Origin of the sequence: Pantoea dispersa, from assembly GCF_035783935.1 — a bacterium.
GTDB classification, from domain to species: Bacteria; Pseudomonadota; Gammaproteobacteria; order Enterobacterales; family Enterobacteriaceae; genus Pantoea; species Pantoea dispersa_C.
Genome location: NZ_JALKOV010000006.1, coordinates 11,097 through 23,434, shown reverse-complemented (window position 1 = coordinate 23,434; position 12,338 = coordinate 11,097). Strand labels below are relative to the sequence as shown.

The following is a 12,338-nucleotide window of genomic DNA, read 5'->3' as shown; positions in this document are numbered from 1 at the left end:
TCAGTTAACGCTCTTCGTGAATCAGGCTGCCGGTGAGAATGCAGAACACTCCCATCAGGTCAGCGTGGCGGATAATCACTTCCGTCTGCTCATTCACTTTCGGTTTAGCATGATAGGCGATACCCAGCGCCGCGGTTTTAATCATCGGCAGATCGTTAGCACCATCGCCAATCGCCACGGTTTGTTCCGGTGCGATGTCAAAGCGCTGGGCCAGACTGTTCAGGGTATCGGCTTTAAATTGCGCGTCGACGATTTGCCCCAGCACTTCGCCGGTCAGCTTACCGTCACGCATTTCCAGTTCGTTGGCTACCGCAGCGGCCAGATGCAACGTCTGCCGCAGGTGATCGGCATAGAAGGTGAACCCGCCCGAGGCAATCGCCACCTGCCAGCCCAGCGCCTGCAACTTGTGCACCAGCGTGGTCAGGCCCGGCATCAGCGGCAGCGTGTCGCGCACCTGCTTCAGGATGTTGGCGTCAGCGCCAGCCAGCTTCGCCACGCGCTCGCGCAGGCTGGCTTTAAAATCCAGCTCGCCGCGCATCGCGCGTTCCGTCACTTCCGCCACCTGCTCGCCGCAGCCCGCCAGTTTGGCGATTTCATCGATGCACTCGATCTGGATGGCAGTGGAATCCATGTCCATTACCAGAAGCCCTGGCGTTTTCAGATGAGGGATTTTGCCAAGCGGCGCCACATCAAAGCCGGCCTCATGCGCCAGCTTGCTGGCACGCGGTGTCAGCGAGCCCGCCAGCCGGATTACCTGATACTCATCGACATTCCACGCGCTGACGATCACCATCGCCGCGCCCAGCTGATGCTGATAATCGGTCAGTTTTTGTTTATCGAGCCCGCGCCCATACAGTAACCAGCCAGTCCGACCGGCACGGTAATCCAGCGGCATCACTTCATCACCGCTCAGGGAAAGGGGTAAACCCGGCCAAAGAGAGACATCGGCGGGCAGATCGCACCAGGTAAGACGATTTGGCATTACAGCTCCTGTAGGGACAACAAAACCACGCAAGAGGCTACCTTGTCTGCGCGGGTTCTGGCAACATAATTGCCAGCCTTTCTGCTGTTACGTCACACGGGTTTCTGATGGTCAAAACCGCACTGAAATTTCGCCTGCATCGCACGGTGATCGTTCTTATCTCGCTGGCGCTGTTAGTGGTGCTGATGCAGGGCGCGTCATGGTTTAGTCTTGGCCATCAGATGGCCCGTTCCGAACAGGTCGAGGAGCTGGCGCACACGCTGACGCGCCAGGTGGCGTTCAGCCTGAAACCGCTGATGGACAACAGCGACGATAACCGCACCCAGATTGAAGCCATCCTGAATCAGATGACGGATAACAGCCGCGTGCTGGACGCTTCGGTCTATGCCGACGACGGCAGCCTGGTGGCCCACAGCGGCGAGAGTATTAACGTGCGCGACCGCCTGGCGCTCGACGGTAAACGTGCCGGTAGCTATTTCAATCATCAGATTGTCCAGCCGCTGGAAGGGAAAGAGGGTCCGCAGGGTTTTCTGCGTATCACGCTGGATACGCATGTGCTGGTGACGGAATCGCGACAGGTGGATAACACCACCAATATTCTGCGCCTGATGATGCTGCTGGCGCTGGCGATCGGCATTATCCTGACCCGTACCCTGCTACGCGACCGCCGCACCCGCTGGCAGCAATCGCCGTTCCTGCTGACAGCCAGCAGAACGGTGAAAGAGGATAAAGAGGAAGAGACAGCGGCGGAGAGTGTGGAGACGGAGAGGAAAGAGGGTTGAGTTCATTGGGGCGGTGCGGTCTGATCGCTTGCTGAAACGAGGTTTGGCACCGGTCGGGCGATGACAGTCAGGATAGAGGCGGCTGCATGATCCTGACGGCGGGCGGCTAAAACAAAAAAAACCGGAGGATCGTTAAGAGCGCTTTCGGCTTATTCTAATTTTTTCATACCGATAGGCAACATCGACTAATACCTTTATCAGTCCATCCTTATCTGGCCAATCAAAATGAACAATGGATAACCTGGCATATAAACCTTTGGCTCCTTTATCTTAATCATTTCTTCGCTCAATAGTGTTATTAGAAAAGGTCTATCTATAAAACACTGCATTCATCGTATTACCGTCATCATCTCTAATCAAGTTGTTCATTTCAAATGTTTAAAATAAATAATATTTTTGCACAAGCCAAAATTATCCGTTACATGATGAATGCTATGGTGATGAAATGATTTTTAGCCACCTTACTTCAGGAGCGAATGGATTAATTCCCCTTGATGTTATTCCATTCGCAATACTCAACCCATTTTTTATCTTCAAACCCTTTTCGATAATTACAGACAACCGTCCCTGTATGATTATGAGGATCATAAGCAGCATCTACGTGCCCCCATGCCCCTGACACTGGAAGCTCAGCCGTAAATTCATCACTAAACCATTTTCTTAACCCTCGGGTAACATTACCTTCAGGTTTTTTTGTTCACCCATCAAAAGCTTTTCAGGTGAGAATCGCCAACTACTAAGTTGAGAATTAATGTCATTAGGCTGCAAAAAATCAACTATAAGATAAATATCTCCAAACTTCCTGTCACCTTTAAGTATGGTTTTATACGATACGGTCTTATTTCCTTTTTTTTCAGGCCACCCCTCCCACTTTATATTGAACTCACCAAATAAATTACTTTTGGTTACCTCTGGAGCCAACGTCAATGAGTTTTTAAATGTAACAATTCCTTTCTCTAGGTCGAACATGATTTTACACTCCAATATCAAATGGTAAACCTAAGGTTTCCAGGGCTGTTTTACGATTAGATATGAAGAATTTCGTCCCACAACTGCTCCCAAACTACCAGTATCCTGGGATGGTTTAGCGGGGTAACGATTATGCTACTTGAGAATAACTAACCTAAAAGTAAATTTTCAGAACGGAACAGCGCAGTATTTTTCGCTATAGTATATAATACCGAGCAAGCCAGCTTCTGAAATATAAAAATTAATCATTAGAATAAATTACTCCGCCTATACTCACGCCATTTTTCCTGATCTTCGAATGCTGTTTTATAGTTACAAACAATCATTCCTACACTATTCCATGGATCATAGGAAGCATCAATATGCCCCCATTCTCCTCCTGTAGGTAATAAAACTTGCGTTTTTTTAAAAAACCAATCCCTTAAACGCTTTGTTACTTTCCCTGATGCTTTTTTTTGCTGACCTTCAATCAGTGCTTCTGGAGCAATAAACCATGTAGCAACGAGTGCATTTTCGTTAACTGGCGGTTTAAAAGTAACAATTAAATAAACAAAACCATCATGTTTATTACCTAATTTCAATCTATAGGATACAACTTCCCCATCATCGTTTCTTAACCAATCCTCCCATGGATGCAGATTGGTAATAATTTCTTTTTTCTTCTGGAAAAGAGATATTTTTATATTCTCATCAAAGATTATAACGTCAGCCTTACACGATATTTGCAAAATCATACTCCTAAACCAAATGGAGATCCTATTGACTCTAATACAATTTTATAATTAGAGATAAAGAATTGCGTTCCGCCACCTTTACCAAAACCAAGAGAAGGATCTTGTGATAACGCCTGGCCAGTACCTGCAACTGTAGTTTTTTTAACTCGGTAAGCCTGTACCATTTTTCTATAACCGTATGTTGGGTGGGGAAGAACCTGCAGACTCTGCCATAATTTTGTTCTGCTACCATCAGCAGCATCTAAAGTGGCTTTGTCGAAATAGAAACCAGATTGTCCGGGTGCTCCGCCATAGACAATATCCCCCTTCTTTTAAGAAAGTATTTGACCATTTATCGCGCCCCTTATAAATACCATGACCTTGCCATTGTCTGCCACGGGGATCGCTTCCGGCTTATTTAACTATATTTCTTTTTCTAAATAACTATCGACTGCTTTTTCCATTCTATCCAAAACATTAGTAATTGGATTAAGGTAGTCGTTATACATGTCTGCATAACGACGGGCAAAGCCTCTTAAGATATTACTCTTTACTTCATCATTAATAACTTCCACTTTTAAATTTTCAAGATCATTAATAAAAGCCCGCAAATCTTCTTTGCGCTCATTTTTTATAACAGTTTCAATATTATCAATTGCTATATATATTTCAGATAAGAGGGATTTTTTATACAAGATTAATATTCCTCATGAGGAAGATAACTCTTCACTACTTCTTCAGCATCAGACATTTGATAAAGAAGATGATTATCATAATCATTATATTTTTCTAAATAAGCTTTAACTGAGTTATGTATTTCGTTGTACGTCAAAACATCTATTTCAATATCATGAATTCTTTTCTTATATTTATCAATAATATTATTGAGTTCCACCTTATGAAAAACCAATCTTTCTTTTTCTAGATCCGAAAGAGTTTTCCTTAATATATTTAATGCTTCGGCTTTTGTTTTCATAACATCATTACATCACTCGTCTCCTTTCAGTAAAAAATAGAGATAACATTACTGCCATATGTCTAACAGTTTCCTCCATACATCTCTCATATTTTCACCTTGTACAGAGTAGTCATTGAACTCTTCTGTGTAATCAATAAAAGTTTGGTGAATAGACCTGATCGGGACATTCCTTTCATACCTTGAATCCTCAATTATTTTCTTAAGCTTATGCAGGTAATACGGATCCCTCACTCTCCCCGCAAAGTAATTATCAAGGAAATCAAGCACTTCACTGTAGGACTCATAGTTCATTCTTACTCCTCAGGAAGAATATTAACATCATCGAAATTTATAACTCGCTTGTCTGCGTATAATTGCTCGACACCACCTTTTCCATATCGCGGATATGCTTTAGTAAAAGGCTCTAATGGTTTACCCGATTCATTTCCAAACATTGTTGGGTGCCTAACCTGAGGAATGCCATTTTCAAATAATTGAAGAGTATCAAATTGCCCTCTCAACCTACCATCACTCCAGGACATATCTTCAGGATTGAGAGAATTAACTTTGTCAATACCTTTTATTTGAAAAGCATCTCTTGTTGCTTTTCCACTATTAAATTTATCGAAACCAAAATAGGTGAACAGAGCACTCTTATCAGAAGCAGCTTTTGTCCCCACTCATTTAAGCTGCCATCATCGTTCTTATATCGTACAAACCGATACGCTGTCGCTCGCATTGTTGCACTAGGCCCATCAGGACCAACATGAAAATCAGGCTTACTTTTATTTCCATTGTTGCTGCACTTTCTCAACCCCCACGGATCCACCCACCCTAGCGAAGTCGGCGCATACTGGTACAGGTTCAGCCCACCCGCCAGTCCTATCTGGTCATAGGGAGGACTCTAACATCGTCATACCTTTTAGTGGGATTAACATGCTGCTTTTATTATCTTTTCATGGGGGCCTTTCCCACTTTCAGCAGGCTGTCAACACGATGAACATGGACGCGTGCATTTGCCCTGCCCACGCGACCGCCCAGTCATGACCTTACTTGTCTGTACCCCTAAATACTACCAGCCACGCTTTGAACGGCAACCCGTGCACGGCAGCTTGCTGTTCGCCGGGCACGGCCGGCACAGAGCCCACTGGTGATGCCACTACCACTTGGATTTACCGGGGGTAGCGGCTGCATGTGGCCGGGTTCGGGGTCGTTAAGAAGTTAACCATGCAGGTTGAACAGGGCTGTATGATCCTGACGGCGGGCGACTAAAATAAAAAGCCGGAAGGATCATTCAGATCGCTTCCGGCTTATTATTTAACAAAAATTAAAATATATCTCTCTGATCAGTGCGCCATCTGCTTCTTCAATAGAGTCGACCGCAAGATCATTAAAGTCTGCTAAGATACTTTTTACTGGCACGTCATCTTTTAATAAACGAGACGAAAAAACACTTCTTTTTTCCGGGGGAACATATTTATCAATTAAATAATTTAAATAATTAACCAACTCATCACGACTCATAATTACTCCGGTAACACGCTAACTTTATTGAAAATCACAGGAGTTCCTTTCTCAATTGGCAGTAGCTGAACAGCACCACCTTTCCCATATTGAGGATAAGCACTTGTAAATAATTCATAACCAGGCCCATCCCCCCCATTAGCAAGCGGAACTTTAACCTGAGGAACACCATTCTTATAAAGCTGTAAAGTATCAAATTCTCCCAACAGGCGAGCATTACTCCATGATTTAATATTACCTTTTTCATAGAAAATTTGATAAGCATCCTTAGCCTCACTACCAGTTTTATATTTTGTTTAACCAAAATAACTTAATGGCACTGATTTAGATGCCATTGTTTTTGCAGCGTATGAATCTGAACTATTCATATAACGATAAGCAGTCGAGGGCATCGTCGCACTTGGTCCATCAGGCCCCACATAAAAATCAGGTTTATCTTTGCCGCCGCCGCTACAGTTACGACTTAACCCCCACGGATCCACCCCCCCCAGCGCATTCGGCGCTTACTGGTACAGGTTCAGCCCACCCGCCAGCCCTATCGGGTCCTACTGCGTAAACCGCGCACTTTTCGGATCGTAGTAACGAAACAGATTGTGGTGCAGTCCGGTTTAACGGTCCAGGAACTGGCCCTGCATACGCAGGTTCTGGTCGTAGCCGGGCAGTTGCTGATGAGTAAAGGTGGAAAGGGATTACTTGATCCTGACATTAGGCGGCTAAAGAGAAAAAAGCCGGAAAGACAGTTAATATTACTCCAGACTATTCTCAGCAATAATAGAAATATATATCACTTATTAAATCGCCATCAGCTTGTTCTACAGTTACTGCTTTAACTTTATTTAAGTCTGCCAGTATCCCTTTTACTGGGACATCATCTCTTGATAGATATACATAGAAATTTTCTCTTTCACTCTTAGGCACATATTTATTTATCAAATAAAGAAGGTTTTCTCTTAATTCTTTATCTTTCATAGTATTAACTCTTCAAGAACACTGACTTTATCGAAGTGTAATAGCATAGCCTTTTTACGTTGATAATAATTTAATGCACCGCCTCTATCACATTCTGGATGTGCGCTGGTATAAAATCGTATATCCGTGCCCTGTGTCACTTTTGGCAAAAAGGCGATGGTTCGCTTAACGTGAATACCAAACCCCGCTTTTAATTCATCATTGCCTGATCCAAATCATCTATAAAAAATTGATTTTATTTTCGTTGCATATCCAATGCAATTGACCATTTTCTTTATCGCAAATTAAGTCATCATTCATTTTCAACTCAATAACTATGGCTTACGCCGGGACTCGTCAATAACCTTCAAATAATCCTTCCGCTCTGCGTGAGGTACCGCCATTTCATCTAGTGAACCGCCCCAAGTAGATACACATTGTACCTCAATCTACTCGAGGGCTGTCATAGGATTGCGAAGCATTAAATAGTTCATTTGATATTTCATGTCTATAGGCTGCGGGAGGTCGGATTTGAGAGCGACCAGCCGGTTACCGTTCGGGTGGAGGTGGGTTGTCTGATCCTGACGGCGGGCGGCTAAAATAAAAAGCCGGAAGAATCTTCAGGATCGTTTCCGGCTTATTTATAAACATTCTCTAATAATAACTATGTTCGTAATTCATATAGATCTTTTGCTTCTTCATCCATATCCAGACTACCAAGTGCTCCGAGATCTAAGCTGTAGATTTTATCACTATTGTTATTTAAGCAGATAAAATATCCAAGATCACCGTCTTGGCCAATTAAAAAATAATCAGGCTCAGCATCCTGGATAGTATACGTTTCATTTCTCTCAACAACATCCATGTAATTAAATATATAAATTGGATCACCTTGTTTATTTTCTATCTCATAAGCATCTGCATCTTGTACTTCTTCAGATAGAAATTTCTTGTAACCATCTGGAAAGGTTATGTTTAACTTTTTTTCTATAGATTTTAACTCTTCTAGAACTTTATCTTTATCCACTGATTGTTACCTCTATTTGTACGAGATGGTATATTAAATATCAAAGAATGGATTTCCTATGTTACTTTCTCTGATTCCATCAAAGTATTTATATGCATCGCTAAGTGATTTCTTAGCCTGATTGGTAGGAACTCCAGAATCAAGCATCTCTTTATAGCTAATATTAAATTCCTGTTTCAACGTAGTATCCCACCCCCCCGTCGAAGCACGGCGTATTCGCTGAGCTGCACTGATACATGCATGAGGGCTACCGGAAGCAGACTTCAATAATGTAGCTGGCGCCGAATTTCTTTGATATCCATCGATTCTTTTCTTAGCCCATGCATCCTGAATAGGGTGGTGGCTTTGAACGAAACCATCAGTTTTACTATTTTTATGCCCCAGCGCGCGATTTACTCCAGGAGATAAATTTCCATGAGGGTCTACATCACCTGCTTTATATCCATTTGGAGCATTACACTTATTCAGCCCCAGCGGATCTATCCAGCTGAACGCATTCGGCGCATACGCATACAGGTTTATCCCACCCGCCAGCCCTATCGGGTCCTGCTGCGTAAACCGCGCACTGTCCGGGTCGTAGTAACGAAACAGATTGTAGTGCAGTCCGGTTTCACGGTCCAGGTACTGGCCCTGCATACGCAGGTTCTGGTCGTAGCCGGGCAGTTGCTGATGAGTTTCGCGCAGCAGCTTGCCCCATGCGTTATTGATGCCTTCCCAGCTGATGCGGCCTTCGCTGTCTGTCAGGCGTTCCGGCATGCCGTTAGCGGCATTGTGGAACCAGAAAATCTCCGCGCCCTCATTGCCGTCAATACGCGCCAGCGGTTCATAGCTGTTTGCGTCGCTGTATACGTAAGTCAGTGGCACTTCGTCGTGTATTTCCTGCAGCAGACGAAAACCGTCCCAGACGAAGCGGGTGAGGGTGGCTGCTCCGGCCGGCTTGCCGTGCAGCAAACGCTGCGCGCGCTTGCTGATGCGGCGCCCGAGTGGATCGTAGCGGAAACTCACCTGCACCTGAGGCTTGTTGCGATCGCGCGGTTCGCTGACGACTTCGATCAGGCGATGCTCGTCATCATAGCGGTAGCGCCAGCGCGTCTGACCGTCATCCTTTTCACTGGTGCGACCGTGCACGTCGTAGCGCCAGCGGATGCCGTTCAGCTGCGTAACACGGTTGTGGGTTACCGTTGCCGCGCTGCGGTCCAGCGGATTGCCCGCGCCATCCCAGCGCCACGTATCATTACCGGGCTGTGCACCTTCCTGCGCCAACAGACGGCCCGCGCTGTCGTAGTGCCAGAGCGTCTGGCTGAAAGGATTGTCGTCGCGCTGTTCGCGGATCAGGTTGTTGCCGTAGTCGAAATCACGCCGGCGTGACCAGCGGCGCGGTGCCGGGCGCTGTGCCTCACCGTCGAACACATCGCGACGCACCAGCCTACCCAGCCGATCGTAATCGCTGCGCGTGGTCAGTCCGCCCTGACTGCGGCTCAGCTCGCGGTGCAGTGTATCGCGCGTAAATTCGCTGACCGGCAGGTTATCCAGCGCGATGCTCAGCAGATGGCCGCTGCCGTAATACAACTGTTTCAGCTGGCGGCCATCCGGCAACGTCAGCGCAGTGCAGTTGCCCAGCGCGTCGTACTGCCACGCCAGGCTGCCCTGATCGCCCTGCTCCGCTATCACGCGACCAGCCTTGTCATACGCAAAGGTAATCGCCTGCTCGGCTTCACGGCTCCACTGGTTTTCCCCCAGCGGCAGATGCTGCGCCACGCTTGCCAGCTGGCCCGCCGCGGTATAGTCATAGCGCGTCTGGCCTTCCGGGGTGATGCGCGCCATGAGTTGCCCTGCCGGGCTGAAGGCGAAGCGGTGCGTAATGGCCTGCGGGTGACCGGCGGCGAAAGTGCGGGCAACTGCGCGTCCGGCGGCATCGTAGTCATAGCGTGTTGCCACACCGTCCAGCCCGACCTGCGCCAGCAGCAGCGAATCTGCGCCCCATTCGAAGTGGTAGCTTTCACCGTTCTGATTTTGCAGCGAGATTAAACGTCCACGGCTGTCCCAGCGGCGCTGCACCTCTTCGCCCTGCGCGTTTCGCGAGAGAGTCAGTCTGCCGGCCTGGTCGTAAGCGAATTCGCTGCGTTTGCCGTCTGCCGAAGCATACGCCACTGGCAAACCACCATCGCTCCACTCCAGGCGTTCTTCCCAGCCTTCAGCACGTTCCATCTGCCGGGGCCGTCCGGCGGCATCATAGTAATATCGCGTTTCTTCGCCATCGGCTGCTGTAACACAACTCAGCCAGCCCAGCGGATGATAACGGTAACGTGTAGTCTGGCCGGAGCAGTCCGTCTCGCGAATGACCTGCCCGGCATCGTTATACTCACGGCGATAGCGATTGCCTGCCGCATCAATCTCTTCTGTGATCAGCCCAAACTCATCGCGCAGATAACGCGTGCTGTGCCCGAGCGCATCGACCACCCGTTCCAGTCCGTGATGAATGTCGTAGTAATAACGGATGGCAGCGCCGCCAGGCTGGGTGATGACGCTGGGCAGGGCACGATGCGTTAACCACTCTGTGGTCTGCGCATTGCCATCAGCATCCTGCTCTTCAATGCGGTTGCCGAACTCGTCATAGGTAAAGTTCACCGCATGGCCGAGCGGGTCAATACGACGCGTCAGCAGTTCATTGTCATCCCACTCGTAGCGCCATTGCTCGCCGCGCTCGTCGATGTAGCAGGTAATCAATCCCTGTGCATTCCAGTGATGCTCGCGCTGCTGTCCATCGTAGGTAGAAACGCGGGTAATACCTGCCGTGAGATCGTACTGCATACGGCAGCCATCGCCGCTGCTGGTGCGGTTTTCTATCACCCGCCAGTGATCAAACAGCTGCCAGCGATACTCGCTCTCCAGCCCGCCCGGCAGGCGGTGCCACACCATCAGGCCATCCACGTTATAACGGAAACGGCGCGTCTCAATGCCTGCCGCATCGGTGACGCCGGCCAGCTGGCCGTTATCATCAAAGCTCCAGCGCATCAGCGGCCAGTGCTGTTCACCATCAAAGTGACTGGCAGCGGTAACGCGGTGCGGATGGCGTTCATCGTTGTAGTGCAGCGTCACGTCAATCGCCAGCGGTTCATCATGGATGCGCACCAGCCGGCTCTGCTCATCCCAGCCCATCTCCAGCGCGTTGCCGTACTCGTCGCTCAGCGAGGCGAGACGCAAGAGCTGCGGGTTTCTGGCGGTGGGTTTGTACAAGCGCCAGACCGCGCCGTCATCGTCAGCGATTGCCACGTCACCGTGCGCATTGCGTCGCACCATCAACCCTTCGCTGATGCTGTAAAGCACCTCTTTTTCACCGGGCAAAGCAAAACGCAGTTCGCGGCCGTTGTCATCAAACCAGGTGGCCTGATTGCCTTCCAGCATCAGATAGCTATCGAATACCGTCGACCAGCCACGGCCAAACAGGCCGGCGCGCTGCGTCAGGCTGTTATAGCTGCGCTGCCAGCGCAGGGGAAAACGTCCCGGCAGCGAGAAATCACGCTCGGCATCATCATTCAGCACTTTCACGCCGGTAGCGGCATGTACCGGGTGCAGCGCGGAGAATGTCGCGTTGATAGACATATCGGCCAGCATGCCGCCGCCCGCCATTGCCAGCGCACACGGCATATTTTTCAGGATCTGACCGGGACGACCGCGGATCAGCGACAGGCCGATCATCGCCAGCGCCAGACCGGGCTGTTTGCCGCTTTTGATATCCCGCACCGTTAGCGTTTCACCGCCAATGATGACGTTGGCAGAAACATCATCGCTGATGGTCGCGCCACAGGTGGTGCGATCTTTAGCACGTGCCGCCGGCTGGCCGTTGATGAATACGCTTTTAGATCCTTCAGCGAGATACTGTGGTCCGCTGTGTTTCTCGCACGCAACTTTATCCTGTTCCAGTGGAGAGGTACCTGCGGCAGCGGAGGCAATCGTCGGCTGCCACATCGCCCCGGCGAACTGGTCGGCAACCGCCAGCAGTTTGCCGGCATAGTCGGCAAAAAATCCGGCCGACTGCGCTTCCGGTGGCGGCGTATCGCCTGCCGTCAGTTCACCTGCCGCGCGAGCCGCCGCCAAGCCATTGATGATCACATTATCCGAACCGCTGGCAATGACACCCGCAGGCGACGGCGGGAACAGCATGTCGCCAATGCCATCCGCAGCCGCGCTGATGTCGTCCGTGATACCTGCCACATTCGCCACCGCACCCGCGATGATACCGCTCAGCAGACAGCTACTGCCTACCGCCGCCAGCGCCCCCACGCCAACCAGCGGGGCAGCTACGGTAGCCACACCGGCAACAATCGCGCCCATCGCGGCGTAGACCGCACCTTCAGCGACGATACTGGTGATATCAGCGAAAATACTGGAATGAATGATGTCATCGCCCTGGCGGGCCGCGTGCTTATCCATA

Annotated in this window: 13 protein-coding genes and 2 pseudogenes; 1 reads left to right on the top strand and 14 read right to left on the bottom strand. The window is 49.0% G+C overall.

Translation table 11 applies throughout. From position 1 onward, the window contains the following. Window positions 1–4: 4 nt before the first annotated feature. Window positions 5–982 carry a phosphoserine phosphatase gene (gene serB / locus MXF20_RS12945; protein WP_021506809.1) on the bottom strand — a complete coding sequence of 326 codons (978 nt, stop codon included), beginning with the start codon at window positions 980–982 and terminating at the stop codon, window positions 5–7. A gap of 107 nt (window positions 983–1,089) precedes the next feature. Here serB and MXF20_RS12940 point away from each other — a divergent pair, with 107 nt between their 5' ends. After that, a complete protein-coding gene (locus tag MXF20_RS12940) occupies window positions 1,090–1,764 on the top strand; it encodes a YtjB family periplasmic protein (protein ID WP_021506808.1) in 675 nt (224 codons plus the stop codon). Window positions 1,765–2,424: 660 nt separating this feature from the next. On the opposite strand, the gene MXF20_RS12935 is transcribed toward MXF20_RS12940, so the two are convergent. The 13 genes and pseudogenes from MXF20_RS12935 to MXF20_RS12885 form a co-directional block, all read right to left on the bottom strand. After that, window positions 2,425–2,733 carry a hypothetical protein gene (locus MXF20_RS12935; RefSeq protein WP_325969711.1) on the bottom strand — a complete coding sequence of 103 codons (309 nt, stop codon included), beginning with the start codon at window positions 2,731–2,733 and terminating at the stop codon, window positions 2,425–2,427. A 248-nt stretch (window positions 2,734–2,981) separates the two neighbouring features. Then, the gene (locus MXF20_RS12930) at window positions 2,982–3,467 is read right to left on the bottom strand and encodes a hypothetical protein (RefSeq protein ID WP_153010191.1); all 486 of its coding nucleotides are present in this window, start codon (window positions 3,465–3,467) and stop codon (window positions 2,982–2,984) included. Further along, entirely contained in the window at window positions 3,464–3,631 is a 168-nt protein-coding gene (locus MXF20_RS12925; protein ID WP_325969710.1) for a hypothetical protein, read from the bottom strand. Before MXF20_RS12925 ends, MXF20_RS12930 begins: the two co-directional genes overlap by 4 nt. Before the next feature lie 237 nt (window positions 3,632–3,868). Beyond that, window positions 3,869–4,141, bottom strand: coding sequence for a hypothetical protein (locus MXF20_RS12920; protein WP_325969709.1), 273 nt, complete (start codon window positions 4,139–4,141; stop codon window positions 3,869–3,871). 2 nt (window positions 4,142–4,143) lie between these two features. Further along, a complete protein-coding gene (locus tag MXF20_RS12915; protein WP_325969708.1) occupies window positions 4,144–4,422 on the bottom strand; it encodes a hypothetical protein in 279 nt (92 codons plus the stop codon). A gap of 296 nt (window positions 4,423–4,718) precedes the next feature. Beyond that, window positions 4,719–5,084 carry a hypothetical protein gene (locus MXF20_RS12910; protein ID WP_325969707.1) on the bottom strand — a complete coding sequence of 122 codons (366 nt, stop codon included), beginning with the start codon at window positions 5,082–5,084 and terminating at the stop codon, window positions 4,719–4,721. 104 nt (window positions 5,085–5,188) lie between these two features. After that, window positions 5,189–5,296, bottom strand: a pseudogene (locus tag MXF20_RS23435) (RHS repeat-associated core domain-containing protein); the annotation flags it as partial. A gap of 425 nt (window positions 5,297–5,721) precedes the next feature. Continuing rightward, window positions 5,722–5,928: a hypothetical protein gene (locus MXF20_RS12905; protein WP_125311996.1), complete on the bottom strand. Its 207-nt coding sequence runs from the start codon at window positions 5,926–5,928 to the stop codon at window positions 5,722–5,724. Between the two features lie 2 nt (window positions 5,929–5,930). Beyond that, entirely contained in the window at window positions 5,931–6,134 is a 204-nt protein-coding gene (locus MXF20_RS12900) for a hypothetical protein (RefSeq protein ID WP_325969706.1), read from the bottom strand. Window positions 6,135–6,224: 90 nt separating this feature from the next. After that, window positions 6,225–6,581, bottom strand: a pseudogene (locus MXF20_RS23430) (RHS repeat-associated core domain-containing protein); the annotation flags it as partial. A 109-nt stretch (window positions 6,582–6,690) separates the two neighbouring features. Then, a complete protein-coding gene (locus tag MXF20_RS12895) occupies window positions 6,691–6,897 on the bottom strand; it encodes a hypothetical protein (protein ID WP_325969705.1) in 207 nt (68 codons plus the stop codon). Between the two features lie 643 nt (window positions 6,898–7,540). Next, window positions 7,541–7,903, bottom strand: coding sequence for an SMI1/KNR4 family protein (locus MXF20_RS12890; protein ID WP_325969704.1), 363 nt, complete (start codon window positions 7,901–7,903; stop codon window positions 7,541–7,543). A 33-nt stretch (window positions 7,904–7,936) separates the two neighbouring features. Further along, a complete protein-coding gene (locus MXF20_RS12885; protein WP_325969703.1) occupies window positions 7,937–12,337 on the bottom strand; it encodes an RHS repeat-associated core domain-containing protein in 4,401 nt (1,466 codons plus the stop codon). Between the last annotated feature and the right edge of the window lies 1 nt (window position 12,338).

Bases quoted from the DNA above. Each gene is read 5' to 3' on its own strand.
- MXF20_RS12935 (WP_325969711.1), bottom strand. From the start codon at position 2,733: ATGTTCGACCTAGAGAAAGGAATTGTTACATTTAAAAACTCATTGACG.
- MXF20_RS12925 (WP_325969710.1), bottom strand. From the start codon at position 3,631: ATGGTACAGGCTTACCGAGTTAAAAAAACTACAGTTGCAGGTACTGGC.
- serB (WP_021506809.1), bottom strand. From the start codon at position 982: ATGCCAAATCGTCTTACCTGGTGCGATCTGCCCGCCGATGTCTCTCTT.
- MXF20_RS12940 (WP_021506808.1), top strand. From the start codon at position 1,090: ATGGTCAAAACCGCACTGAAATTTCGCCTGCATCGCACGGTGATCGTT.
- MXF20_RS12905 (WP_125311996.1), bottom strand. From the start codon at position 5,928: ATGAGTCGTGATGAGTTGGTTAATTATTTAAATTATTTAATTGATAAA.
- MXF20_RS12885 (WP_325969703.1), bottom strand. From the start codon at position 12,337: ATGGATAAGCACGCGGCCCGCCAGGGCGATGACATCATTCATTCCAGT.
- MXF20_RS12895 (WP_325969705.1), bottom strand. From the start codon at position 6,897: ATGAAAGATAAAGAATTAAGAGAAAACCTTCTTTATTTGATAAATAAA.
- MXF20_RS12930 (WP_153010191.1), bottom strand. From the start codon at position 3,467: ATGATTTTGCAAATATCGTGTAAGGCTGACGTTATAATCTTTGATGAG.
- MXF20_RS12915 (WP_325969708.1), bottom strand. From the start codon at position 4,422: ATGAAAACAAAAGCCGAAGCATTAAATATATTAAGGAAAACTCTTTCG.